Below are 24,218 nucleotides of genomic sequence, written 5' to 3'. Positions count from 1 at the left end.
ATGCCTGAGCCGCGTCCGAGCCGCGCCTGAGCGGGCCTCTGAGCGGCGTCGTCGGGCCGGCGCGCCTACCGTGGACGGGTGAGGCCTCGTCGGCGCGGCCACGACGGAGCGGGGGACGCCCGAGGTCGGGCGGGCGGTCCGCCGGACGTCCCTGCGACCGACGAGCGCGCGCCGCTGCGGTTCGAGCTCGTCGCGGACGACGACCCCGCGGTCGACGCGGCGGACGTCGCGCCTCCTGTCGAGCCGCACCCGGTCACCGACCTCCCGACACCGAGCGGGGGTCCGCCGACCCCGGGTCGGCCGTGGTACGCGCACCCCGTCCTGTGGGTCGCGGCGGTGGTCGCCGTCGCGCTCGGCGGGTCGTTCCTCGCGACGCGCGCCCTCGAGGCGGCGCAGCGCGTCGAGGTCGCGGCGCTCGACGGCGGTCTGCGACCCATCGAGGCCCCCCTGGAGGCACGCTGGTCTGTCCCCATCGAACCGGGTGGGGCGGTGATCGCCGGGCCGGGCGTCGTCGTCGCGCACGGCGACGGGCTGACGGCGTACGCGGTCGACGACGGCACCCCCGTGTGGCGCTCCGAGGCGGTGGGTGAGCTCGCGACGTGCGTGCCCCGCGCAGACCGGTCGCCGGCCCAGGTCGTCGTGTGCCTGACACCGCAGGAGGGTCCGGGAGCCCGGCTCACCGTCGTGCAGGCCGCGTCGGGCCGGACCCTGGGCGAGCGCGTCGTCCAGGTGGCGGGGCAGGCGGTCGTCCCGGTGGGCGAGGCCGACGTCGTGCGCGCCCGCTGGGACGACGGCGACGTCGTCCTCGTCCGGGAGGAGGCCGCGACAGGCGTCCTCCGGTGGGAGCGGCGCGTCGAGCGCGAACCGTCGGGCAGCCTGGGCCTCGCGGTGCGCTCGTCGGGGAACGGGATCGTGCTCGACGTGAGCCGCGGGGTCGTGACCCTCATGGCCCCGGGCCTCGTCGCGTCCCTCACGGAGGACGGCACGGTGCTCAAGGAGGGTGACGTGTGGACCGTCGCGCGCCTGCCCGACGGGCGGTACGTCGGCAACGAGTACGGCAGCGGCACGACCACCGTGTTCACGGCGGAGGGCGACCCCCGGCTGGAGGTCCGGGGGAGGGTCGTCGAGGCGCCCCTGAGCGACGGGTCGGTCCCGGGAGTCCTCGTCCTTAACACGTTCCGTGGCATCGCCGGCGTCGACGCCGCGACGGGCGCTGCGCTCTGGAGCCTCGCCGGCGTCGGTCACCGTCCCGTCGTGCGCGTCGACGGCCTGGTCGTCCTGCGGACGGAGGAGACGTTGCACGGGGTCGACGTCGCGTCGGGGGCGCTGCGGTGGGAGGCGCCCCTCACGGACGGGGCGACGTGGCCCGCACTCACCGACGGACGGTCGCTGCTGGTCGCCGAGGGGGAGGGCGGGCGACGCCAGCACCTCGTCTCGATCGCGCTCGCGGACGGTACCGTCGAGTGGCGGTGGCCGATCCCGGAACGCACCTACCACGCGTTCACGTCCGAGGGTCGGCTCTTCCTGCTCGGCACCGACCGTCTGACGGCGGTGTCCTGACCGGCGCCGCGTGGCAGGTTGAGCGCGGCGTGAGGAAACGGTAGAAACGGTCGGGGCCTCTTCGGCCCCGGCGGGGTGCGGCCTGCACCGCGCGACAGCGTAGGGAGCCACGATGACCAACGAGAGCCCAGCGGTCGGCGAGCCGCAGACCGACGACCCGGGGCCCGTGACCGGGGAGACACCGGGGGCGTCCGGCGACGAGGCGGCGACCGCCGAGCCCCGTCCTCGGGGCGGCGGTGCGGGCGAGCAGGCCGGGGAGGCGTCGGCACCCGGCGCGCTCTCGCCCTTCGCAGGGATCCCCGTGAGCGACTTCGTGCGCGACGGCGTGGCCGCCTTCCTGCTCCTCGTCTCGCTGGCGCTGCCGTGGGACATCGCCCACCGCGCCTCGGACAAGGTCGAGGTCGTCCTGCTGACGATCCTCTCCCTGCTGTCGCTCGCCCTGCCGTACCTCGCCCGGACGGGGGTGCTCCCCGCGACCTGGACGGTCCACACGACGCGCCAGGTGCGGCTGCTCGCCAACGCCCCCTACGCGCTGCTGGTCCTCGTCTACGTCGTCGTGGACGTCGTGGGCGGTGGCGACCTCTCGGACGGGTGGGGCGGCATCGGCTCGGCGGTCGCGCTCGGGCTCGCCGGCGCGCTGCTCGCGGCACAGCCCCGGCAGAGCGAGCTCGGCCCGGAGGACCTCGACCGCGCGGTGACGGGACAGTGGCTGCGGGTCCACCTCGTGCTCTCCGCCGTCCTCGCGGTGGGCGCGCTCGTCACCGTGGTCCTCACGGTGGTCGGCGCGTCCGACATCAGCGCGTTCGACGTGATCGACCTGCTGGTCATCGCGGCGTTCGTCGTCGCCCTCGTGGGCCTGCCCGCGCTCGGGACGTGGCGACGCTCCGAGGCGGCGCGGCTCACGCTCGTCGGCCTGGGCATCATCGTCGCCTCGGCGTTCGTCCTCGGCTCCGGCGACAACGGCATCCTCACGATGGAGGGGACGCACCTCGGCCGTTTCGGGCTCGTGCTCGTGCCGGCGCTCGCGGCGGTGGCGTCGTCGCCCGCGGTGCGGCGCGCCATGGCGACGGTCTCGCCCGTCCAGGCGTGGCTGGGGGTCGCTGCCCGGGGACTGGACCTCGTGGTCGTCGTCGGCGCCTTCCTCGCCCTGCACAGCGTCCTCGAGCTGGCCGACGGCATGCGGGGCGTCCCCGTGGTCCTCGGTGTCGTCATCGGCCTGCTCGTCGCGGGCGTCGCCCTCGTCGCACGCCGATCCCTCGCCCGCGACGCGGCGACGGGGCGCCAGCTCGCGCTCGGGGCCACGGGCGTCGTGGCGCTGCTCGGCATCGTGCTGCTCGTGGTGACCGCGAGCCGCGTGGCCTACGGCGGGAGCGTCGAGCACCTGCTCCTCGCGTTCGGGCTCCCGCTCCTCGTCGCGTACGCCCTGACGGTCCCGCGGGAGGTTCGCGACTACTTCGCCGAGCACCGGCCCGACCCGGCCGCGGCCGGTGGCGTGGCGACCGCCGCCTACGTCTGGCAGCCCGCCGCGCCCAAGCCGCCGCGCCAGTCCACCCCGGCGTCCGCGCCCGGCGCCGGGCCTCACGCGACGGCCGAGCCGCACGGGCCGGGCGCGTGGTCGACCGCGGCGGGCGGGACCGAGGTCCTCCCGGTCCAGACCGTGCAGCCCGAGCGCAGCGGGTACGCCGCACGGCCGGGTCTCACGCCCGTGGACTCGCAGACGACCGCGGTGATGCCGGCGGTCACCGACGGCTCGCGCGACGTCCCGGGCCAGACGGCGCAGCAGGGCTATCCGGCGCCCCACCAGGGTGGCGACCCGCAGCACCAGGCTGCGCCCGGCCAGACGGCGCAGCAGGGCTACGCCCCGCAGCAGGGATACGGCCAGCAGCAGGGGTACGGCCAGCAGACGCCGCAGGGCTATGCCCAGCCGGGGCACGCCCAGCCGGGCTACGGCCAGCAGGGTCAGCAGGCGTACGCGCCCCAGCCCGGCTTCACGGCCCAGCAGGCGCTCGACCCGTCGACCCCGCTCGAGGTGCTCGCCCAGATCGTGCAGGACGCCCCCCACCTGCGCCCGCAGGTCGCGGCGAACCCGTCGACCTACCCCGCCCTCCTCGAGTGGCTCGGCAACCTCGGTGACCCGGCGGTCGACGCGGCGCTCCGCTCCCGGCGGGGCTGAGCGTCGCGGAGCGCTGGCGCCGACGCGTGCGGGTGCTCGGGGCGTGGACGTCCCGGCCACCCGCGCGTGCTCGGGGTACAGTGAACGCGTGCACCTGATGCGGCGGCTCCTCCTTCGTTGCCGCGGCGAGGCCCTCTAGCCGGTCCCTCGTCGCGGTGGTTGGTGTGCCGGCTGACACCGATCAGGACGACCCGGAGGACCCACGATGAACGCCTCGACCAGCACCACGAGCACCAGCACCACCGACGCCGCAGCCGCGCAGGCGAACCCGCAGCAGCCGTCGGGCATGCCGATCCACAAGTACCTGCCGTTCCACCGCCAGTTCGACGTCACGGTCCCGGACCGGACGTGGCCGGACAAGCGCATCACGCAGGCGCCGCGCTGGTGCGCCGTCGACCTGCGGGACGGCAACCAGGCCCTCATCGAGCCGATGAACCCCGAGCGCAAGCTGCGCATGTTCGAGCTGCTCGTCGAGATGGGCTACAAGGAGATCGAGGTCGGGTTCCCGTCCGCCTCGCAGACCGACTTCGACTTCGTGCGGATGCTCATCGAGGAGAACCGCATCCCGGACGACGTCGTCATCCAGGTGCTGACCCAGTCCCGCGAGCACCTCATCGCGCGGACGTACGAGGCGATCCAGGGCGCGAAGCAGGCGATCGTGCACCTGTACAACTCGACCTCGGTCCTGCAGCGCGAGGTGGTGTTCCGCTCCGACGAGGACGGCATCATCGCGATCGCCGTCGACGGCGCGCGGCTGTGCCGGAAGTTCGAGGAGACCGTCCCGGGCACGACCGTCTACTACGAGTACTCGCCCGAGTCCTACACGGGGACCGAGCTCGAGTTCGCCGCCCGCATCTGCAACGAGGTCCTCGAGGTCTTCGAGCCCACGCCCGAGCGCAAGGTCATCATCAACCTGCCCGCGACGGTCGAGATGGCGACGCCGAACGTCTACGCCGACTCGATCGAGTGGATGCACCGGCACCTGAACCACCGCGAGAACGTCGTGCTGTCGCTGCACCCGCACAACGACCGCGGCACGGCGGTCGCTGCCGCCGAGCTGGGCTACCAGGCCGGCGCGGACCGCATCGAGGGCTGCCTGTTCGGCAACGGCGAGCGCACGGGGAACGTCTGCCTGGTCACGCTCGGCATGAACCTGTTCAGCCAGGGCATCGACCCGCAGATCGACTTCTCGGACATCGACCACGTGCGCCGCACGGTCGAGCACTGCAACCAGCTCGGCGTCCCGGAGCGGCACCCCTACGCGGGCGACCTCGTCTTCACGGCGTTCTCCGGCTCGCACCAGGACGCCATCAAGAAGGGCTTCGACGCCATGGCGGCGCACGCCGAGGCCGAGGGCGCGACCGTCGACGACCTCGTGTGGGCGGTGCCCTACCTGCCGATCGACCCCAAGGACGTCGGGCGCTCGTACGAGGCCGTGATCCGGGTCAACTCCCAGTCGGGCAAGGGCGGCATCGCGTACCTGCTGAAGACCGAGCGCCACCTCGACCTGCCGCGCCGGCTGCAGATCGAGTTCTCGAAGTCGGTCCAGACCCACACCGACGAGCACGGCTCGGAGGTCACGGGGGAGGACATCTGGCGGATCTTCTCCGACGAGTACCTGCCCGTCGAGCCGGGCTCCGGCCTGGAGCCGTGGGGACGCCTCAAGCTGCGCGCGACGCGCGCGTCCTCGAGCGAGGACGGGCCGGACACGCTGAGCGTCGACGTCGTCGACCGCGGCGAGGAGCTCACGCTGGAGGGCACCGGCAACGGGCCGGTGGCGGCGTTCGTCGACGCGATCGCCCAGGTCGGGGTCGACGTCCGGGTCCTGGACTACGCGGAGCACGCGCTGTCCGAGGGCGGCGACGCGACGGCCGCGGCCTACGTCGAGTGCCAGGTGGGCGACGACGTCCTGTGGGGCGTCGGCATCGACCCGTCGATCACGACGGCCTCGCTCAAGGCGATCGTCTCGGCGGTCAACCGCGCGGAGCGTGCCGCGGGCTGATCGTCCCGGGGCTCACGGTCACGGGGCCGCGGCGCTCACCCTCCGGTGGGTGCCGCGGCCCGGTCGTGCGCCGTCACGCGTTCGAGCAGGACCTGGAGCTGCGCGAGGTCCTCGTCGTCGAGGCGTTCCAGCGGCGACTCGGCGCTCAGCCGGTCGAGCATCGCCCGGCGGACCTCGTGCCCCCGGGGCGTGAGCGCGACGAGCTTGGAGCGGCGGTCGGTCGGGTGCGGGCGTCGCTCGGCGTAGCCGAGCGACACGAGCCGGGAGACGACGAACGTCACGTTGGACGGCTCGCACTCGAGGAGCACGGCGAGCTGACTGGGCGTGAGCGGGTCGACCAGGTCGCGGACGGCGCACGCCTGCGTGCACGTGAGCCCGTACGGCTCGTACATCCCCCTGATCGCCCGCTCCGACTGTTCCGCTACCGCATCGAGCAGGATGCGTACATCCCGTGTGCGGTCGTCGCGGTCGTGGGAACGGACCATGGACGCATGGTAGTCCTATCACCTGCGAGGACGTGCGGGTGAAAGGTGGTCAGATCGTGCAGTGGCAGCGCTAGACTGCGAGACCTGACGTGCCGACCGGCACGACGTCCGTCCGGAGGAGCCGCATGAGCACCGCTGCGTCGATCGACGACCTGCTGGGGCCGGCCTCGGCGCGGTTCTTCGGTTCCGGGTACCGCGCGGTGCGTCACGAGCTGCGCGACCTCGTGCACGAGCGGGGCCCGACGGGCGTCCCCGAGGTCCACGGCTCGGCATCCCTCCGCTACCCGCGGTCCTGGTCCGAGAAGGACGGGCGCGCGCTCGTCCCGCACGTCTCGTCGATCGACGCGTTCGTCCTCGCCGCCCAGCTCGCCGAGGTCCTGCTCGTCCTGTCGCTCGGGCTCCGCGACGAGGAACGCACGCGCGCGTGGGTCCGCTCGGTGGACCTGCGGTCGGGCGCGCAGCCGCAGGAGGACCTGGAGTCCGTCCCGCTCAGCGCCCGGTTGGTCGCGACCTCGACCGGTCCTCGAGAGGTGGCCTCGACCGTCGAGGCCCGCGTGGGCACGCTCACGACCGTCCTGGTCGTGGCCCACCCGCCCGGCGCCCGCGGCCGTCCCGTGGACGGCCCGGTGGTCCTCGACGACCTCCTCGGGCCGGCGTTCGAGAGGTTCCACGCGGGCGGGTACACCGCGTCGTCGCAGGAGATCGTCGACGTCGAGGTGGACGACGCGCGCGGCGTCCGGGCCGCCGTCGTCCCGTCCGCGGACCGCGCCGTGCCGCCGTCGTGCGACCTCGGCGGGTCGTACCGACCGGGCGTCACGTTCGTCGATGCGATCGTCGGTCTCGCCCAGGTCTCCGAGGTCCTGCTCTACGCGCTCGACGCGGTCGACCGTGCCCGCTCCCACACGATGTGGATGCGCCGCGTCCGGCTCGAGACCCCTGTCCCGGGCATGCCGCGCGAGCCGTTCCGCACGCGCGCCGACCTCCGGAGCGCACGCCTCGTGCCCCTGCACGGTGCGACGTGGCGGGCGGTCGAGATGTCGGCCACCTACCACGCGTACTCGGCGCGCTACGCCCTCGCCCACGAGCTGCCGACGGGCGGCGACGGGTCCGTCGTGCGCCCGGCCGTCGCGCCGGTCGAGGCCGCCTGATGCGGATCGCGGTCTCGGGCACCTACTCCGCCGGGAAGACCACGACGTCGCTCGCCCTGAGCCACCTCACAGGTCTCCCGCGCACGCACGCCCGCTCGATGCGGGAGATCCTGCCCGAGGTCCTGCCGGGGCGCCGGCTCGAGGACTGCACCGCGGTCGAGCTGCTCGAGCTGGGCATCGTCCGGTACACGGAGCGCGCGGTGCACGAGAGCCGCGCCGGGGACGCGTACCTCTCGGACGGCTCGTCCCTGCACGAGTGGGTGTACGGGGCGGTCCGCGCGGAGACGGGTATCGTCCCGAGCGACCACCGGCAGGACGACGCGCGCACCGCGGAGCGGGAGTTCCTCGCGTCCGCGATGTCGGCGTTCGGGGGAGTCGTCCGGCGGCACGCGCTGCGGTCGTACGACCTCTTCGTCCACCTGCCGGTCGAGTTCCCGCTCGTCCTGGACGGGCACCGACCGGTGTCTGAGCGGTTCCGTGAACGGTCCGACACCATGCTGCGCACGACGCTGGGGACCCTCGGCATCCCGTGCATCGTCGTCGGGGGGACCCTCGAGCACCGGCTCGAGCGGATCGTCGACGAGCTCGGCCTGCCGCGCGTCACCTCGGTCGCCGCCGCGGTGGCGAGGGCCCACGCGGACCTCGCCGCGATGGACGTGCGCGTGGAGACGGCTCGCCTCTGAGCCGTCGGGTCGTGGGCGGTCGCGCAGGGGGAGACCGCCCACGGCCCTCGTCCTGTCCCCGCGCTTCGCTCGCCCTCGCCGTCTGCCTGTCCGGCGCCCGGCGGGTGCGACGTCCGGGACGTCGGTGGCATGCGGGAGAATGGGCGCGTGGTCCTCTACCGAGACGACGCGATCGTCCTGCGCACCCAGAAGCTGGGTGAGGCGGACCGCATCGTCACCCTCCTGACGCGTGAGCACGGGAAGGTGCGCGCGGTCGGCAAGGGGGTGCGGCGCACGTCGTCGCGGTTCGGTGCTCGCCTGGAGCCGTTCATGGTCGTCGACGTCCAGCTCCACGCCGGACGCTCGCTCGACACCGTGACCCAGGCGGAGACGGTGGGCCCGTACGCGCGGCGCATCTGCGAGGACTACGCGCTCTACACGGCCGGGACGGTCATGCTCGAGACCGCCGAGCGGCTCGTCGCCGACGAGCGCGAGCCGGCGGTGCAGCAGTACTGGCTCCTCGCCGGGGCGCTGCGCGCGCTCTCGGAGCGCGCCCACGACCCGAACCTCGTGCTCGACTCCTACCTCCTGCGCGCGCTGGCGGTCGCCGGCTGGGCGCCGTCGTTCACGGACTGCGCGCGGTGCGGAGAGCCCGGCCCGCACCACGCGTTCGCCGTCGCCCAGGGTGGGGCGGTGTGCGGGCGGTGCCGCCCGCCGGGCTCGACGTCGCCCGCCCCCGAGACCTTCGCCCTCCTCGCCGCGCTGCTCGCCGGGGAGTGGGAGACCGCCGACGCCTCCGTGGCGCGGCACCGCAAGGAGGCGAGCGGCCTCGTCGCCGCCTACGGCCAATACCACCTGGAGAGAACGTTGCGATCCCTGCGCATGGTCGAGCGGGACGCCTGATGGCGCGCCGCACGCGTCCCGTCGTCCCGCCGTTCGCCCACCCGTCGGGTGCGCGCCCTCCGGCGATCCCGCAGCAGTTCGTGCCGAACCACGTCGCGGTCGTCATGGACGGCAACGGCCGGTGGGCGAACGCGCGCGGCCTGCCCCGCACCGCGGGCCACGAGGCGGGCGAGGCGGCGCTGCTCGACGTCGTCGCGGGTGCCGTCGAGATCGGCGTGAAGCACGTCTCCGCGTACGCGTTCTCGACCGAGAACTGGAAGCGCTCGCCCGACGAGGTGCGCTTCCTCATGGGCTTCAACCGCGACGTCATCCGTCGTCGTCGTGACGAGATGGACTCGTGGGGCGTGCGCGTCCGGTGGGCAGGGCGCCGCCCACGGCTGTGGACGTCCGTGATCAAGGAGCTGGAGATCGCGGAGGAGCAGACGAGGGACAACGACGTCTGCACGCTGACGATGTGCGTCAACTACGGCGGGCGCGCGGAGATCGCGGACGCCGCGGCGGCCATCGCGCGCGAGGCGGCGGCCGGGCGGCTCGACCCGTCGAAGGTCACGGAGCGCACCGTCCAGAAGTATCTCGACGAGCCCGACCTGCCTGACGTGGACCTCTTCCTGCGCAGCTCCGGCGAGCAGCGGACGTCGAACTTCATGCTGTGGCAGGCCGCCTACGCGGAGCTCGTGTTCCTCCCGGAGCCGTGGCCCGACGTCGACCGGCGCCACCTGTGGCGTGCGGTGGAGGAGTACGCGCGACGCGACCGGCGGTACGGGGGCGCGGTCGACGCGGTCGGCACGGCCTGACGGCGCGACCGGCTCAGGCGGGGACCGCGCGTACGGCGAGCGCCTCGAGCCGGTCCGCCAGATCCGCGGGACGGCTCAGCGCGACGAGGTGACCACCGGGCATCTCCTCCACCTCGAGCCCCAGGCGGTCCCGGGCCACCTCGCGCTGGAACGCGAGCGGGAAGAGGCGGTCGTCGCGCGCCTGCAGGACGACGGTCGGCACGTCCGGCCACGAGCTCGCGGGCCACGGCTGGGCGAACGACCGCGAGGACGGGGCCCGGTCCTCGCCGGCCAGGACCGCTGCCGTGATGTCGGCCGGGACGTCGTGGAAGAAATCCTCGACGCCGTCGAACGGTCCGAGACCTGCGGCGGCGCGTGCGGCCTCGTGCCCGGTCGCCGCCCACCAGTCACCGGCCGTCTCCCCGGGGCCCGGGATCATCGGGTTCAGCAGGACGAGGAGGCCGACGGGGACCTTCTCCGCGACCAGCCCTCCGACGTACGCCCCCATCGACTGTGCGACGACGACGAGCGTGCCGTCGGGCGGCGCGTCGTCGGGCAGGGCGGTGCGGAGCGTCGCGAGCGCCACGTCCGTGAGGGCCTCCCAGCCGTAGCTCTCGTCGTGCTGGGGAAGGTCGACCGGGACGGTGCGATGTCCGCGCACGTCGAGCTCGGGCACGAGCCGCTGCCAGTACCCGGGGTGACCGCCGGCGCCGGGCAGGAGGAGGAAGGTCGTCATGAGGGGAGGACCCGCGGCGGGCCCGCGACTCATCGGGCTCACCGCCCTGCGCTCGGCCCGTCCTCGGCCGCGGCGGACGGCACGTGAACGATCGACCGTGCTGCACGCCGTCGGACCGTGACCACGACCACGGCGACCGCACCGGCCACCAGGAGGAGCAGCGCGGCGGCGCCCCAGGGCGATCCCGCGGCGACCGCCAGGGCGGCGGACCACGCCGCCCAGCCGACGGTCGCGTAGATCGTCGCGTGCAGGGCGCAGCCCAGCAGCATGGCGGCCAGGTAGCGGCCGAACGGCATGCGGACGACGCCGGCGGCGGCGTTGACGACGGTCTTGGTCCCCGTCGCGAGGAACGACGCCGGGACCGCGACGATGCCCCAGCGGCGCAGCACGTCGACGCCGCGCGCGGTGGTGTCCCCGTCCAGCCACGCGTGGACCCGCGAGACCCAGGGCCGCACGGGTCGCGTGCGGTCGAGCGTCCAGACCGTGACGAGCCGAGCGACCCAGTACGTCGCCTGCGTGCGCACGAGGACGACGGCGAAGAAGAAGGCGAACAGCGCCGGGAACGGCGCGCCGTCCAGCGCGTCCGGCACGGCTCAGCCCCGCTCGGACCCGCGGGCCGCGCAGCTCTCGCACGTCCCGAACAGCTCGATGGTGTGCTGGATCTCGACGAACCCGTGCGTCGCCCCGACCTGCGTCGCCCAGGCCTCGACGGTGGGCCCGTCGATCTCCACCGTCCGGCCGCACGTGCGGCACACGAGGTGGTGGTGGTGCTCGCGTCGTTCGCACCGACGGTAGAGGTTCTCGCCCTCCTCGGTGCGCAGGACGTCGACGTCACCGCCGTCCGCGAGGCTCTGCAGCGTGCGGTAGACGGTCGCGAGCCCGACGGAGTCGCCGCGCGAGCGCAGGATCTCGTGGAGCTGCTGGGCGGAGCGGAAGTCCTCGACGTCCTCGAGGGCGTCGGACACCGCGGCGCGCTGGCGCGTCATGCGCTGCACGTGTCACCTCCGGTGGTGGGGCGGTCGGCGCCGGGGCCGAGAGCGCCGGCGGGGACGGGCCGGGCCTCGGGGAGGTCGACGTCGTCCGGGATGTCGGGGTGCGGGTCGCGCGCGACGCGCGGCCGGCGGCGCACCCACAGGGGGCTCAGGAGGGCCACGACGAGGTAGGTCCCGATCGCCAGGACGACGATCGTCGCACCCGGCGACAGGAGCTTCCAGTACGTGATCGACAGGCCGACGACGCACACCACGACGCCGACGACGCTCGCGACGAGCATCGTGCGACGGAAGGACCGCGTGACGAGCTGGGCGACCGCGACGGGCACGATCATGAGCGCGCTGACGAGCAGCAGCCCGACGACACGCATGGAGACCGTCACCGTGAGCGCGGCGACGACGGCGACCGCGATGTTGAGCGTGCGCACCGGCAGCCCGGAGGCGCGCGCGAACTCCTCGTCGTGGCTCACGGAGAACAGCGCGGCGCGCAGCCCGAGCCCGACGAGCAGGATGACCGCGCTCAGGACGACGGTGAGGACGAGGTCGGACGACGTCACGGAGGAGATCGAGCCGAACAGGTACTGCATGAGGCTCCCCGCGGAGCCGCCCGCGACACCGATCAGCAGGACGCCGCCCGCGATGCCGCCGTAGAAGAGCAGCGCGAGCGCGAGGTCTCCGCTCGTGCGGCCGCGCTCGCGCACGAGCTCGATGGCGACGGCACCGATCACCGCGGCGACGACGGCCCCGGGGATCGCGAGGGCGTCGTTCGGGACCAGACCCATGGCGGACCCGACGAGCCAGCCGAGCGCCACGCCCGTGAGGGCGACGTGACCGATGCCGTCACCGAGGAGCGACAGCTTGCGCTGCACGAGGTACGTGCCGACCACGGGCGCGCTCACGCCCACGAGGAGGGCCGCGACGAGGGCGCGCTGCATGAGCGGGTCGGTGAGCATCCCCGCGAGCTCGGAGGTGATCGACCCGGTCATGACGCCGTCCTCGGTGCGTGACCCGCGGCCGGGTCGGGGTACAGGGTGTCGCCGAGCCCGGTCGTCGGACCGGCGGGGGCGCCGTCGGGCGCCGGCTCGTGGGGGTGCTGGTGCTGGTGCGTCGCACCGGCGTGCGGCGACGACGGGCGGGGCGGAGCGCCGTCGTGCACCACGCGCCCGTGCCGCAGGACGACGGCGCGGCGGATGAGCGGGGCCAGGGCGCCGAGCTCGTGCAGGACGACGAGCACGGTGAGGCCGTCCCCGACGAGGCGCGTCATGGTCGCGGCGAACGACTCCTGGCTCGACTTGTCGACACCGGCGACCGGCTCGTCGAGGACCAGCAGGTCCGGCCGGCGGACGAGCGCGCGGGCGATGAGGACCCGCTGCTGCTGGCCGCCCGAGAGCTCGGCGGTCGAGTCCGCGGCGCGGTCGGCGAGGCCGACCTGGTCGAGCGCGGCGACGGCGCGTGCGCGCCAGTCGCGCGGCAGGCGCAGCCGTCCGCCGCCCAGGAGGCCCGAGGCGACGACCTCCGCGGCCGTCGACGGCATCCCCGACGGCGCGGCGACGCGCTGGGGGACGTAGCCGAGCCGCCGCCACGGGACGCGCGGACCGAGCGGTGCGCCGAACAGCTCGACCGAGCCCGCGGAGAGAGGGACGATGCCGACGAGCGAGCGCACGAGCGTGGACTTCCCCGAGCCGTTCGCGCCGAGGAGAGCGACGACGTCGCCCTGCGGCAGCGTCAGGTCGATGCCCCGCAGGATCTCGCTGCCGCCGAGGCTCACGTGCACGCCGCGAGCGGCGACGAGCGGGGCGGAGGACGTCACGAGCAGACCAGCCCGGACGTCAGCGCCTCGAGGTTGGACTCCATGACCCCACGGTAGTCCGTCGTGTCGTCGGCCAGGCCCTCGAGCGGGTCGAGCACCGCGGTGCCGACGCCCAGGTCGTCCGCGAGCGTCTGGGTCACCTTCGGGCTGGTCAGCGTCTCGAAGAAGAGCGTCGTCACGCCGTTGTCGCGCACGACCTCGCCCACCTCGCGCAGCCGCGCGGGGGACGGCTCGGCCTCGGGGTCGATGCCCGAGATGCCGACCTGCACGAGGTCGTAGCGCTCGGCGAGGTACCCGAACGCCTCGTGGGACGTGACGAGCGTCGCGCCGGCGCACGCAGCGAGGGCGTCGGCGTACTGCGCGTCGAGCGCGTCGAGGTCCGCGGTCAGGGCCGCGGCGTTGGCCTCGTACTCGTCGGCGTGCTCCGGGTCGATCGCCGACAGCTCGGCCGCGACCTGGTCGCCGACGGCCGCGAGGCGCGTGGGGTCGAGCCAGAAGTGCGGGTCGAGCGCGCCGTGGTCGTGCCCGTCGTCCGCGTGCTCCTCGGCGCTCTCTCCCTCGTGCCCGTCCTCGTGGTGGTCCGAGGTGCCGGACCCGGGGTGCTCCTCGAGGTGGGCCGCCTCGGTCGCGTCGACGACGTGCTCGGGGTCGCGCTGGACGACGCCCTCGTCGACCGCGGCCTGGAAGCCCGACTGGTAGACGACGAGGTCCGCGTCGCCGATCGCGCGCACCTGCGCGGGCGCGAGCTCGAGGTCGTGCGGCTCTGCGGCGGGCGGCGTGAGGTTGGCGACCGACACGAGGTCCCCGCCCACCTGCTCCGCGACGTACTGGAGTGGGTAGAACGACGCCAGGACCTGTACCCGCCCGTCCTCCGCCGCGCCGCCGGTCTCGCCCGTGCCCGACGAGCAGGCGGCGACGAGCGCCGTGGCGGCGAGGACGGCGGAGGCGGTGAGCGCGCGGCGGCGCAGGCGGGAGGAGGGAAGCATGGCTCCAGTCTCCTCCTTAGTGAAAATGAATGTCAAAACCGTTCGCGGTGACCCGGCTCACGCCCGGGGTACGCTGGTCGGTCGGCGCCGTCGTGGCGCCCGCCCACCCGTCCAGCCCCCACGAGCCACGTGCGGGGCCGATCTCCAGGAGTGATGACCGTGGCCGCTGCGCCCTCACCGACCGCCCGCCTCGACGCCGTCGTGTCCCTCGCCAAGCGGCGCGGGTTCGTCTTCCCCTCGGGTGAGATCTACGGAGGCACGCGCTCCGCGTGGGACTACGGGCCGCTCGGCACCGAGCTCAAGGAGAACATCAAGAAGCAGTGGTGGCGCTCGACCGTCACGAGCCGTGACGACGTCGTGGGGCTCGACTCGTCCGTGATCCTCCCGCGCCAGGTGTGGGTCGCCTCCGGGCACGTCGGCGTCTTCACCGACCCGCTGACCGAGTGCCTGTCGTGCCACAAGCGGTTCCGCGAGGACCAGATGATCGAGGAGTTCGAGGAGAAGAAGGGCCGCGCGCCCGAGGGCGGCCTCGCCGAGATCGCCTGCCCGAACTGCGGCACGCGCGGGCAGTGGACCGAGCCGCGCGACTTCAACATGATGCTCAAGACGCACCTCGGCCCTGTCGAGGACGAGTCCGGGCTGCACTACCTGCGCCCCGAGACCGCGCAGGGCATCTTCGTGAACTTCGCCAACGTCATGGGGGCCAGCCGCAAGAAGCCCCCGTTCGGCATCGGCCAGATCGGCAAGTCGTTCCGCAACGAGATCACGCCGGGCAACTTCATCTTCCGTACGCGCGAGTTCGAGCAGATGGAGATGGAGTTCTTCGTCGAGCCCGGGACGGACGAGGAGTGGCACCAGTACTGGATCGACGCGCGCACCGACTGGTACGTCGACCTCGGCATCTCGCGCGACAACCTGCGCCTGTACGAGCACCCGCAGGAGAAGCTGTCGCACTACTCGACCCGCACGGTCGACATCGAGTACCGCTTCGGCTTCCAGGGGTCCGAGTGGGGCGAGCTCGAGGGCATCGCGAACCGCACGGACTTCGACTTGAAGACCCACGCGGAGCACTCGGGCAAGGACCTGTCGTACTTCGACCAGACGAAGAACGAGCGCTGGGTCCCCTACGTCATCGAGCCGGCCGCCGGCCTGACCCGGTCGCTCATGGCGTTCCTCGTCGAGGCGTACACCGAGGACGAGGCGCCCAACGCGAAGGGCGGCGTCGACAAGCGCACCGTGCTCCGCCTCGACCACCGCCTGGCCCCGGTCAAGGCCGCGGTGCTGCCGCTGAGCCGCAACGAGCAGCTCTCGCCCAAGGCGAAGGACCTCGCGACCGAGCTGCGGAAGTACTGGAACGTCGACTTCGACGACGCGGGCGCGATCGGCCGTCGCTACCGCCGCCAGGACGAGATCGGCACGCCGTTCTGCATCACGGTCGACTTCGACACGCTCGACGACCAGGCCGTGACCATCCGTCACCGCGACTCGATGGCGCAGGAGCGCGTCGCCCTGGACAAGGTGACCGAGTACCTGGGCGGGCACCTGCTCGGCGCCTGACACGGCGGCCGCCGACGACAGACGACGACGGGGCGTGACCGTGAAGGTCCCGCCCCGTCGTCGTGCGCCTCGGGCGGCGCACCAGCCCCCTGCCGTCGTGCTAGATCTTCTTCGCCGCGCCCTTGCCCCTGTTGAGCACCGCGAGCACCAGGCTCACGACGAGGATCGCGACACCGATCCAGAGCAGCACCTTCGCGGCCTCGATCGCCACGCCCAGGATGAGCAGCACGGCGCCGACGATGACGAGGATCAGCCAGAGAGGCATGGGTGTTCCTTTCGTCTGTTGTCGGCCGAAATGCCGACCTGGGAACCCTCCCACACCTCCCTCTCCCTCGCGCGGCGACGGGAGACCAGCAGACGTCGGACGGTTGTCCGGAGTGCTGGGCGAGCACGCGGTCCCGCACGGATGGGACAATGGAGCGCGTGAGTGCCCCGACCCTCGACACGACGACCACGGCGAGCACGGCCCGCGCGTCCGCCCCCGTGCTGCCGCCCCTGCAGATCGGCCCGATCCGGGTGGACACGCCCGTGGTGCTCGCCCCCATGGCCGGCGTGACGAACAAGGCCTTCCGGACGCTGTGCCGCGAGGCGGGCGCGAGCGTCGGTGAAGACCCGGGTCTGTACGTGGCGGAGATGGTCACGAGCCGCGCCCTCGTGGAGCGCAACCCCGAGGCGCTGCGCATCGTGACGTTCGGGGCGGACGAGTCGCCGCGCTCTGCCCAGGTGTACGGCGTCGACCCGGCGACGGTGCGCGAGGCCGTGCGCATCATCGTCGCGGAGGACCGGGCCGACCACGTCGACCTCAACTTCGGCTGCCCCGTGCCCAAGGTGACGCGCCGGGGCGGCGGCGCCGCGCTGCCCTGGAAGCGCGACCTGTTCACCGCGATCGTGCGCGGGGCCGTGGAGGCCGCGCGACCGTACGGCGTCCCCGTCACCGTCAAGATGCGCAAGGGCATCGACGACGACCACCTGACCTACCTGGAGGCGGGGCGCATCGCGGAGGGCCTGGGAGTCGCTGCCGTGGCGCTGCACGCGCGCACGGCCGCCGAGCACTACTCGGGCACCGCGGACTGGTCCGCGATCGCGCGGCTCAAGGAGGCCGTGACGAGCGTCCCCGTGCTCGGCAACGGCGACATCTGGTCCGCGGAGGACGCGCTGCGCATGGTGGACGAGACGGGGTGCGACGGCGTCGTCGTCGGTCGTGGCTGCCAGGGCCGGCCCTGGCTCTTCGCCGACCTCGCCGCCGCGTTCGCCGGTCGGCCAGAGCGCGTGCGCCCCGGCCTGCGCGACGTCGCGGAGACGGTCTACCGCCACGGCGAGCTGATGGTCGACTACTTCGACGGCGACGAGGGCAAGGGCATGCGCGACCTGCGCAAGCACATGGCCTGGTACCTGAAGGGCTATGCGGTCGGCGGGGACGCGCGGCGAGCGCTCGCGATGATCTCGACGCTCGCCGAGCTGCGCGACCTGCTCGACGCTCTCGACCTCGACGCGCCCTACCCGGGCGAGGCGGCCGAGGGGCAGCGCGGACGCGCCGGCTCGCCCAAGACGCCGCACCTGCCGTACGGGTGGCTCGACTCGCGCGAGCTCGACGCCGAGCACTCCGAGCGGCTGCGCGAGGCCGAGCTGAGCGTCTCGGGCGGCTGACCGCACCGTGCGCACCGCGGGGGAGGCTTCCTGGCGCCTGTCCGTCTCCGACGGCGGCGCGCTCGACGAGGCCCTGTGGCTGCGGGACGCCCTGTCTCTCGACCTGTCGCTCGACCGGTCCGTCGACGACGCGGCCGACGACGTCCCGCCACGGGTCCTGGGCGCGGCGCCGGACCGGTCCGAGCTCGTCCCCGTCGCCGAGCGGGCCGCCGTGGCGACGCGGTGGCTCGCGTGGTGGCGCGACCTCGTGCGGTTGGAGGTGGCCGACCGGCTCGCCGAGGCGCCCTCGGGGCCCGACGCGTTCTTGGCCTGGGCCGGCGCGCGTCATGACGAGCGCCAGGTGCTCGGTACGCCGCCGGAGTACGACGGTCTCGGGGACGTCCCGCCGCTGCAGCGCGCCGCGGTGCTGCTGCACCCCGAGGCCAGGGAGCGGCTCGACCGGCGCGAGCGCACCGCTGGCCCGCGGCAGGCGGCGCCGCAGTACGCGGTCACCGCCCGCGACGTCGTCGCGGCGGTCGCCTCCGAGCGACGCGTCTCACCGGGCGCGCTCCGTGGCGCCGTCCTCGTGCTCGACGTCGACGGGCCGTGGTGGCGGGCCGTCGCGCCGGGAGCGGTCGCGTGCTCCGCCGACGTGCTCGACGACGCGAGCCGGGCGGAGGGCGTGCTGCGGGTCGCGTTCGAGTCGGGCCTGGGCGTCTGACGCCGGGGCGCCCGGGCGGGTGGACCTCGGTCGCGCGCACGGTCAGGGGAGCGGTCCCCATGTCCTGCGCACGTCGTGCGGTGCTAGCCTCCCGAACGGTGCGCGTGGAGCCGCACCGGACGACAGGACGGGGGCACGATGCGGGCGCTGAGCGTGACACGAGCGGCCTGGGCTGTGGCCGTGGCACGGGTGCGGGAACGGCTCGCCGCCCAGGGGATCGAGGCCGACGGCGTGCGCGTGCCGGCCGCGCCCACCGAGCCCGCGGACGACGTGTGGGCGGAGCTGCGTGAGCTGGGGATCGGCGACGAGCACGGGGGCGTCGAACCCGCATGGGCGGCGGCGATCGGGCAGCACCTCCTGTCGCCGGTCCGGGCGACGCTCCGGGCGAGCACGGGGACGATCGGTGCGACGACCGGCCTGACGCTCGTCGACGACCGCGTCCTGCTCATCCACGACGCCGTCCGGCGCGGCCCCGGACCGCGCGACCCCGAGGTCACGGCGGTCTCGCGGCACGTGGACGTCGTCCTGGTCCGTGTCGACGACCTGTGGCCCGCGATCACGCGCTTCCTCCCGCCGCTGCACCAGCTGACCGCCGGTGCACGGCCGTCGGGACGCTCGTCGTCGCTGCCGACGACGCCGCTCGACCGGGCCCAGGTGGAGAGCCTGCGGACGGGTACCGACGTGGACACCCTCCCGGCCGCCGCGCGTGCGGTCGTGCAGGACGAGCACGCGAGCTTCGCCGTCGTCGTCGAGGCCTGGCCCACGCCGGCCGGGCCGAGTGTCGTGTGGTCGCGGTGGTGGTCGGTCGCGGGCGACCTGCTGCTGGACGTACAGCTCCGCGACGACGGCGTACGTCTCGTCGAGCGCGCGCCGGGTGCCGTCGCGGCCGAGCTGCGCTGGGCGCTGGTGGGCGCGATCGACGTCACCGCCGGAGCGCCCCGGGCCGTGGTCGGCGAGGGGGGCGAGCGGTGACCGCGGGGATGTGGGGGATGGACGTCGCCGCGGTGCGGCGGCTCGGCACGGACCTCGAGAGAGCGGCCGACGACCTCGAGTCGGCCCGGGACCAGGTCGGTGTCCGGATGGCGATGTCGTTCGGGTTCGGCCCGGACATGGACGAGTTCCGCGGTCGGTGGAGCTCCGAGCTCGCGCCGTCGCTGTCGCGCGTGTGCGCGACGCTCCGTGAGGCCGCGCAGAGCGTCCGCCTCGACGCGGACCAGCAGGACACGGCGTCCAACGACGGCGGCGGGTCTGGCGGTGGGCACGGATCGGACGGCGGTGCTCGCGGACCGGACGGCGGCGGTCGCGGGGACGGTGACGACGGTGGCGGTGGTCCTCTCGACTGGTTGCGCGACCGCGGCGAGGACCTCTGGGACGCCGGGGGCGACGCTCTCGACTGGCTCGGGGACCGTGGCGAGGATCTCGCCGACGGTGCCAGCACCTGGTGGGACGCGACGAGCGACGACTGGCTCAACGTCGGCGACTCGTTCGGTCAGCTCTGGGACGCCACGGGCGGCTCGATCCTCGACGGTCGCTGGCCCCGCACGACGGAGGTCGCCGCGTCGATGATCATGGGCGCCGGCGCGCTCGGCGGTGCCCTGTACACGACCGCGACCGGCGACGAGGCGAACCTCTTCGACGACGGCGACCCGTACGCCGGCGATCCGCGTCGGGTGCCGACCGGAGCGAACCCGGACGGCGTCGAACCGCTGCGCATCCCGGACAGCCTGGACGATCTCACGGCGAGCGTGACCGACGCCTACCTCTCGGGAGACGGCTCCGTCCGGGTCACCACCATCGAGACAGCTGACGGACCTCGTGTGATCGTGAGCGTCCCCGGGACGGAGAGCTGGAGCCCGGGCGCGTCGAGCAACCCGATGGATCTCACGGGCAACCTCGTGACCGCGGGTGGCGGCAGCTCTACGATGTCCGAGGCGGTCGAGCTGGCGATGCGCAACGCGAACATCCCGGAGGGCGCCGAGGTCATGCTCGTCGGCCACTCGCAGGGCGGGATGACGGTCGCCGACCTGACCAGCGACCCGGACTTCGTCTCGCGCTACAACGTGACCAACGCGATGACGTTCGGGTCGCCGATCGACAGCCAGCAGATCGACCCGCGCGTCTCCGTCCTCGAGCTGCAGCACCAGACCGACGTCGTGCCCCGGCTCGACATGGAGGACAGCCTCTATGTCCCCAACCTCATGCCTCCCGGTCCTCTGAACCCTCTGGGACCCGCCTTCCCGTCGTTGCCGGGGCTCCCGAGCTTTTCCGACCAGACGGGGGCGAACCATGCCACGGTGACGCTGCCGAACCCGGGCCCGTGGTACGACGCCGCGGGCAACCACTCGCACCAGGCCTACAGCAGCTCGATCCTGCAGAGCACCGACCCCGGGCTCAGCGCGTACGAGCAGCAGCTTCGCCAGAGCGGGTTCCTGAGTGGATCGCCGGGCACGACGAGCGCGGTGGACGTCACCGTGGGACGAAGGGACTGACGGCGTGGCACGAGCGCGGTGGAGGCTGGTTCGGCGAGCGCTGGGCGTGGGCGTGGCGTTCGGGGTCGTGCTGCCGGTCGCCGGTTGTTCTCCCGGTGGTGGTGCCGTCGAGGAGTGCGAGGAGACGCTGGAGTCGTTGTCCCTCTCCGTCGACGGTGTGTCCGGGGCGGACTTCGAGTGTCATCGCAGCTTCGGGAACGACTGGGAGAAGGGCACCGTGACGGTGGCGGCGACGACGCAGGACGAGCTCGTCGGTGTCATGGAGGACGTGCTCCGGACGTATGCGGCATCGCCTGATCTCGATGACGCGTCCGGCCCGTCCGTGTACTTCACGTCGGAGGACGGCGGCCTCGGGGCCGGACCAGGTGACGTCGGCTTCAACGGGACGCCCTCGATGGCGCAGATCCGGGAGCACTACGGGATCGAGCCCTGACGCCGACGGCCGGGGTCCGGAAGACCCCGGCCGTCGGTGCGCTGTGCTGCGCCGCCTCTCTGGGCGTCAGAGCGCGCGCAGCCAGACCGTCGTGTCGGACGGCACGCGCACCTGCGGGTCGGCCGACCGGTCGGTGAAGACCGGACCCGACGCGACCAGCACCTCGACGCCGCGCGGCAGGACCACGGGCTCGCTCCCGAGGTTGGCCAGCACGACGACGTCGCGGTTGCGCAGCGCGATGACGTCGTCGGAGCCGGCGTACTCCTCGACCCACGCGAGCGTGCCCGTGCCGAGACGCTCGGCACGGCGCGTCGCGAGCGCGGTGCGGTACGTCTCGTACGTCGAACCGTCGACGCCGCGCTGGACGTCGGCGGCGTAGCGCGCGTAGGACTCGGGCTGGGGGAGCCACGTCTTGCCGGTCGGACCGAACCCGTGGCCGGGGGCGTCGGCGCTCCAGGGGAGCGGGACGCGGCAGCCGTCGCGGCCGGCCTCGGCGCCCTGCGTGCGGAAGAACGCGGGGTCCTCGCGCACGTCGTCGGGGAGCGCTGTGTGCTCCGGCAGGCCGAGCTCCTCGCCCTGGTAGAGGTACGACGACCCGGGCAGGCCGAGCATGAGCAGCGACGCGGCGCGCGCGCGCCGCAGGCCGAGCTCCTCGTCCGGCTGCGGCTCGTGCGCGAAGATCCCGTTGGGCCGCAGGCCCGGCTCGGCGAGACCGAGGCGCGACGCGTGCCGCACGACGTCGTGGTTCGACAGGACCCACGTCGTCGGGGCGCCGACCTCGTCGTTCGCGCGCAGCGACGCGGCGATGACCGTGCGCAGCGGAGCGGCGGACCACGGCGTCGTGAGGAACGAGAAGTTGAACGCCTGGTGCATCTCGTCCGGGCGCACGTACCGCGCGAGGCGGGACAGCGGCTCGACCCAGGCCTCGGCGACGAGCGCGCGGTCGCCGTCGTACCCGGCGAGCACCTGGTGCCAGGCGCGGTAGATCTCGTGCACGCCGTCCTGGTCGAACATCGGTCCGGAGTTGCCCGCGCCGGTCGAGCCGTCCTCGGGCGCGCCGGGGTCGACCGCCTCGTCGGACGTGGCGCCGCCCTCGGTGCCCTCGACCATCGAGACGGTGCCGTCCCAGTCGGGCAGGCCCGGGGCCTTGACCATGCCGTGCGCGACGTCGATGCGGAACCCGTCCACGCCCTTGTCGAGCCAGAAGCGCAGCACGTCCTCGAACTCCGAGCGCACCTCGGGGTTCTCCCAATCGAGGTCCGGCTGGGAGGAGTCGAAGAGGTGCAGGTACCACTGGCCGGGCACCTCGTCGGCCGCCCCGGTCAGGGGGCGGGCGTCCGCGCCGGCCGTGACGCGCGTCCAGGCAGGCCCGCCGAAGATCGACTGCCAGTTGTTCGGGGGCAGCTCCCCGTGCTCGCCCTCGCCCTCGCGGAACACGTACCGGGCACGTTCCGCGGACCCCTCGGGGGCGGCGAGCGCGGCCTGGAACCAGGCGTGCTGGTCGGACGTGTGGTTCGGCACGAGGTCGACGATCACGCGGATGCCGCGCGCGTGCGCCTGCGCCAGGAGCTCGTCGAAGTCGGCGAGCGAGCCGAACAGGGGGTCGACGTCGCGGTAGTCCGCCACGTCGTACCCGGCGTCCTTCTGGGGCGAGCGGTAGAACGGGCTGAGCCAGACGGCGTCCACTCCCAGCTCCGCGAGGTGGTCGAGCTTCGACGTGATGCCCGGCAGGTCACCGATCCCGTCACCGTCGCCGTCGGCGAACGAGCGGGGGTAGACCTGGTAGATCACCGCGTCGCGCCACCACTCGGGTGCCTCGCCCGCGCCCGCGTGCACGAGCGCACCCGCGGCGAGCGGCTGCAGGGTGGCGGTGGTGGTCGGCGTCGTCGAATCGATACGAGTCATCGAGCTGAAGGTCCTCACGTGTGTGGTCGTGCGTCGGGGTCGTGGTGCGTCGAGGGACGTCGAGGCGTGGTCGCGCCGACCCGCCATCGAGTGTAAGCGCTTGCGGTCCGGGCCTGTCGAGGTGCGACGGCGCGGGGCCGGGTCAGGCGGTCGGGTCTCCCGAGGGAGGCGCGGTCTCGGGGGCCGGGCGCGACGGGGCCGCGCCCGTGGAGTCCCGCACGATGAGCTCGGGCTGGAACAGCAGCTCCGAGCGCGGTGCCCGCTCGCCGGCGATCTCGGTGAGCAGCGCGCTGATCGCCGCGTGGGCCATCGCCGTGACGGGCTGGCGCACGGTCGTGAGCGGCGGGTCGGTGAACGCGATGAGCGGGGAGTCGTCGTACCCGACGACCGACACGTCGTGGGGCACCCGCAGGCCCCGGGAGCGCGCCGCGCGGATCGCGCCGAGCGCCATGAGGTCGGAGCCGCACACGATCGCGGTGTGCCCGGCGTCGATGAGCTCGCCCGCGGCGGCCTGCCCGCCCTCGACCGTGTAGAGCGTCACGACGACGTGCTCGGGGACCTCGGACGCGTCGGCGACGAGCTCGTGGCGGACTAGCGCGTCCGTGAACGCCGCGAGCTTGCGCTGCGCCGGGACGAAGCGGTCGGGCCCGATGGCGAGACCGATCCGGCGGTGACCCAGCGACACCAGGTGGCGCACCGACAGCTCGACGCTCGAGACGTCGTCGGGTGACACGAACGGCGCGTCGATGCCCTCCGCGTACCCGTTGACGAGGACGATCGGGATGCCGCGGCTGCGCAGACGCTCGTACCGCTCGTGGCTCGCCTGGGTGTCGGCGTGCAGGCCGGAGACGAAGACGATGCCGTCGACGCCGTGGTCCATGAGCATGTCGACGTAGTCGTCCTCCGTCGTGCCACCAGGGGACTGGGTGCACAGCAGCGGCGTGTACCCGTGCTCGGCGAGCACGGACTCGATCGTCTGGGCGAACGCGGGGAAGACGGGGTTCGTCAGCTCGGGGACGACGAGGCCGACGAGACCGGCCGACCGGGTGCGCAGCGTCGACGGACGTTCGTAGCCCAGCACGTCGAGCGCCGCGAGCACGGCCTGGCGCGTCTCGCTCGCGACGCCGGCCTTCCCGTTGAGCACGCGCGAGACCGTCGCCGTGGAGACGCCGGCCTGGGCGGCGAGATCGCTGAGACGGGTGCGCACGTGGGGAAGCGTAGGGGACACCGGACCTCCTCGTCCTGGTCGTCCGCCCG

Annotated in this window: 23 protein-coding genes; 13 read left to right on the top strand and 10 right to left on the bottom strand. The window is 73.7% G+C overall.

Annotated features, from left to right (window positions below; genetic code table 11):
- Positions 1–78 precede the first annotated feature (78 nt).
- The 3 genes from V5D56_RS16205 to leuA all read left to right on the top strand — a co-directional run bounded on the left by V5D56_RS16205 (position 79) and on the right by leuA (position 5,735).
- A complete protein-coding gene (locus V5D56_RS16205; RefSeq protein ID WP_435736314.1) occupies positions 79–1,560 on the top strand; it encodes a PQQ-binding-like beta-propeller repeat protein in 1,482 nt (493 codons plus the stop codon).
- Between the two features lie 112 nt (positions 1,561–1,672).
- Positions 1,673–3,733 carry a hypothetical protein gene (locus V5D56_RS16200; RefSeq protein WP_435736313.1) on the top strand — a complete coding sequence of 687 codons (2,061 nt, stop codon included), beginning with the start codon at positions 1,673–1,675 and terminating at the stop codon, positions 3,731–3,733.
- 205 nt (positions 3,734–3,938) lie between these two features.
- The gene (leuA, locus tag V5D56_RS16195) at positions 3,939–5,735 is read left to right on the top strand and encodes a 2-isopropylmalate synthase (RefSeq protein ID WP_435736312.1); all 1,797 of its coding nucleotides are present in this window, start codon (positions 3,939–3,941) and stop codon (positions 5,733–5,735) included.
- 35 nt (positions 5,736–5,770) lie between these two features.
- Here the strand turns inward: leuA and V5D56_RS16190 are convergent, their stop codons facing one another.
- A complete protein-coding gene (locus tag V5D56_RS16190; protein WP_435736311.1) occupies positions 5,771–6,220 on the bottom strand; it encodes a MarR family winged helix-turn-helix transcriptional regulator in 450 nt (149 codons plus the stop codon).
- Between the two features lie 125 nt (positions 6,221–6,345).
- On the opposite strand from V5D56_RS16190, the gene V5D56_RS16185 reads away from it, so the two are divergent.
- From V5D56_RS16185 to V5D56_RS16170, 4 genes are all read left to right on the top strand, one after another.
- Entirely contained in the window at positions 6,346–7,368 is a 1,023-nt protein-coding gene (locus V5D56_RS16185) for an AvrD family protein (RefSeq protein WP_435736310.1), read from the top strand.
- Positions 7,368–8,051, top strand: coding sequence for an AAA family ATPase (locus V5D56_RS16180; protein ID WP_435736309.1), 684 nt, complete (start codon positions 7,368–7,370; stop codon positions 8,049–8,051). The genes V5D56_RS16185 and V5D56_RS16180 overlap by 1 nt, the downstream gene beginning before the upstream one ends.
- A 147-nt stretch (positions 8,052–8,198) precedes the next feature.
- The gene (gene recO, locus V5D56_RS16175; protein WP_435736308.1) at positions 8,199–8,933 is read left to right on the top strand and encodes a DNA repair protein RecO; all 735 of its coding nucleotides are present in this window, start codon (positions 8,199–8,201) and stop codon (positions 8,931–8,933) included.
- Entirely contained in the window at positions 8,933–9,727 is a 795-nt protein-coding gene (locus V5D56_RS16170) for an isoprenyl transferase (protein ID WP_435736307.1), read from the top strand. Before recO ends, V5D56_RS16170 begins: the two co-directional genes overlap by 1 nt.
- A gap of 13 nt (positions 9,728–9,740) precedes the next feature.
- Here V5D56_RS16170 and V5D56_RS16165 read toward each other — a convergent pair whose 3' ends face one another.
- From V5D56_RS16165 to V5D56_RS16140, 6 genes are read right to left on the bottom strand one after another with little or no spacing between them, the layout of a single operon-like run.
- Positions 9,741–10,442, bottom strand: a complete 702-nt coding sequence (locus V5D56_RS16165) for an alpha/beta fold hydrolase (RefSeq protein ID WP_435736306.1) — start codon at positions 10,440–10,442, stop codon at positions 9,741–9,743.
- 38 nt (positions 10,443–10,480) lie between these two features.
- The gene (locus V5D56_RS16160) at positions 10,481–11,032 is read right to left on the bottom strand and encodes a DedA family protein (RefSeq protein WP_435736305.1); all 552 of its coding nucleotides are present in this window, start codon (positions 11,030–11,032) and stop codon (positions 10,481–10,483) included.
- 3 nt (positions 11,033–11,035) lie between these two features.
- Positions 11,036–11,428 (bottom strand): Fur family transcriptional regulator, encoded by a 393-nt coding sequence (locus tag V5D56_RS16155; RefSeq protein ID WP_435736304.1) that lies wholly within the window; start codon positions 11,426–11,428, stop codon positions 11,036–11,038.
- Positions 11,425–12,420, bottom strand: coding sequence for a metal ABC transporter permease (locus V5D56_RS16150; RefSeq protein WP_435736303.1), 996 nt, complete (start codon positions 12,418–12,420; stop codon positions 11,425–11,427). The genes V5D56_RS16155 and V5D56_RS16150 overlap by 4 nt, the downstream gene beginning before the upstream one ends.
- Positions 12,417–13,244, bottom strand: coding sequence for a metal ABC transporter ATP-binding protein (locus tag V5D56_RS16145; protein ID WP_435736302.1), 828 nt, complete (start codon positions 13,242–13,244; stop codon positions 12,417–12,419). Before V5D56_RS16145 ends, V5D56_RS16150 begins: the two co-directional genes overlap by 4 nt.
- Entirely contained in the window at positions 13,241–14,230 is a 990-nt protein-coding gene (locus V5D56_RS16140; RefSeq protein WP_435736301.1) for a metal ABC transporter substrate-binding protein, read from the bottom strand. The genes V5D56_RS16145 and V5D56_RS16140 overlap by 4 nt, the downstream gene beginning before the upstream one ends.
- 159 nt (positions 14,231–14,389) lie before the next feature.
- Between V5D56_RS16140 and V5D56_RS16135 the strand changes: the two genes are divergently transcribed.
- Positions 14,390–15,787 carry a glycine--tRNA ligase gene (locus tag V5D56_RS16135; RefSeq protein WP_435736300.1) on the top strand — a complete coding sequence of 466 codons (1,398 nt, stop codon included), beginning with the start codon at positions 14,390–14,392 and terminating at the stop codon, positions 15,785–15,787.
- Positions 15,788–15,887: 100 nt separating this feature from the next.
- On the opposite strand, the gene V5D56_RS16130 is transcribed toward V5D56_RS16135, so the two are convergent.
- Positions 15,888–16,052 carry a hypothetical protein gene (locus V5D56_RS16130; protein WP_251151566.1) on the bottom strand — a complete coding sequence of 55 codons (165 nt, stop codon included), beginning with the start codon at positions 16,050–16,052 and terminating at the stop codon, positions 15,888–15,890.
- Positions 16,053–16,201: 149 nt separating this feature from the next.
- Here V5D56_RS16130 and dusB point away from each other — a divergent pair, with 149 nt between their 5' ends.
- The 5 genes from dusB (at position 16,202) to V5D56_RS16105 (ending at position 21,056) form a co-directional block, all read left to right on the top strand.
- Positions 16,202–17,434, top strand: a complete 1,233-nt coding sequence (dusB, locus tag V5D56_RS16125; protein ID WP_435736299.1) for a tRNA dihydrouridine synthase DusB — start codon at positions 16,202–16,204, stop codon at positions 17,432–17,434.
- 7 nt (positions 17,435–17,441) lie between these two features.
- Positions 17,442–18,134 (top strand): hypothetical protein, encoded by a 693-nt coding sequence (locus V5D56_RS16120; RefSeq protein ID WP_435736298.1) that lies wholly within the window; start codon positions 17,442–17,444, stop codon positions 18,132–18,134.
- A 180-nt stretch (positions 18,135–18,314) separates the two neighbouring features.
- Positions 18,315–19,106 (top strand): hypothetical protein, encoded by a 792-nt coding sequence (locus V5D56_RS16115; protein ID WP_435736297.1) that lies wholly within the window; start codon positions 18,315–18,317, stop codon positions 19,104–19,106.
- 17 nt (positions 19,107–19,123) lie between these two features.
- Positions 19,124–20,623, top strand: coding sequence for a hypothetical protein (locus V5D56_RS16110; RefSeq protein ID WP_435736296.1), 1,500 nt, complete (start codon positions 19,124–19,126; stop codon positions 20,621–20,623).
- A 4-nt stretch (positions 20,624–20,627) separates the two neighbouring features.
- Positions 20,628–21,056 carry a hypothetical protein gene (locus tag V5D56_RS16105; RefSeq protein ID WP_435736295.1) on the top strand — a complete coding sequence of 143 codons (429 nt, stop codon included), beginning with the start codon at positions 20,628–20,630 and terminating at the stop codon, positions 21,054–21,056.
- A 66-nt stretch (positions 21,057–21,122) separates the two neighbouring features.
- Here the strand turns inward: V5D56_RS16105 and V5D56_RS16100 are convergent, their stop codons facing one another.
- Both V5D56_RS16100 and V5D56_RS16095 read right to left on the bottom strand, forming a co-directional pair.
- Entirely contained in the window at positions 21,123–22,961 is a 1,839-nt protein-coding gene (locus V5D56_RS16100) for a glycoside hydrolase family 13 protein (RefSeq protein WP_435736294.1), read from the bottom strand.
- Between the two features lie 142 nt (positions 22,962–23,103).
- Positions 23,104–24,168, bottom strand: coding sequence for a LacI family DNA-binding transcriptional regulator (locus V5D56_RS16095; protein WP_435736293.1), 1,065 nt, complete (start codon positions 24,166–24,168; stop codon positions 23,104–23,106).
- Between the last annotated feature and the right edge of the window lie 50 nt (positions 24,169–24,218).

The organism is Cellulosimicrobium sp. PMB13 (genome assembly GCF_051294865.1).
Taxonomy (GTDB): Bacteria; Actinomycetota; Actinomycetes; order Actinomycetales; family Cellulomonadaceae; genus Cellulosimicrobium.
This window is presented reverse-complemented; position numbering and strand designations above follow the sequence as displayed.

Coding starts and splice junctions, on each gene's coding strand:
- dusB (WP_435736299.1), top strand. CDS start 16,202: ATGGAGCGCGTGAGTGCCCCGACCCTCGACACGACGACCACGGCGAGC.
- V5D56_RS16110 (WP_435736296.1), top strand. CDS start 19,124: ATGGACGTCGCCGCGGTGCGGCGGCTCGGCACGGACCTCGAGAGAGCG.
- V5D56_RS16155 (WP_435736304.1), bottom strand. CDS start 11,428: ATGACGCGCCAGCGCGCCGCGGTGTCCGACGCCCTCGAGGACGTCGAG.
- V5D56_RS16140 (WP_435736301.1), bottom strand. CDS start 14,230: ATGCTTCCCTCCTCCCGCCTGCGCCGCCGCGCGCTCACCGCCTCCGCC.
- V5D56_RS16180 (WP_435736309.1), top strand. CDS start 7,368: ATGCGGATCGCGGTCTCGGGCACCTACTCCGCCGGGAAGACCACGACG.
- V5D56_RS16190 (WP_435736311.1), bottom strand. CDS start 6,220: ATGGTCCGTTCCCACGACCGCGACGACCGCACACGGGATGTACGCATC.
- leuA (WP_435736312.1), top strand. CDS start 3,939: ATGAACGCCTCGACCAGCACCACGAGCACCAGCACCACCGACGCCGCA.
- V5D56_RS16200 (WP_435736313.1), top strand. CDS start 1,673: ATGACCAACGAGAGCCCAGCGGTCGGCGAGCCGCAGACCGACGACCCG.
- V5D56_RS16165 (WP_435736306.1), bottom strand. CDS start 10,442: ATGACGACCTTCCTCCTCCTGCCCGGCGCCGGCGGTCACCCCGGGTAC.
- V5D56_RS16130 (WP_251151566.1), bottom strand. CDS start 16,052: ATGCCTCTCTGGCTGATCCTCGTCATCGTCGGCGCCGTGCTGCTCATC.
- V5D56_RS16185 (WP_435736310.1), top strand. CDS start 6,346: ATGAGCACCGCTGCGTCGATCGACGACCTGCTGGGGCCGGCCTCGGCG.
- V5D56_RS16150 (WP_435736303.1), bottom strand. CDS start 12,420: ATGACCGGGTCGATCACCTCCGAGCTCGCGGGGATGCTCACCGACCCG.
- V5D56_RS16100 (WP_435736294.1), bottom strand. CDS start 22,961: ATGACTCGTATCGATTCGACGACGCCGACCACCACCGCCACCCTGCAG.
- V5D56_RS16170 (WP_435736307.1), top strand. CDS start 8,933: ATGGCGCGCCGCACGCGTCCCGTCGTCCCGCCGTTCGCCCACCCGTCG.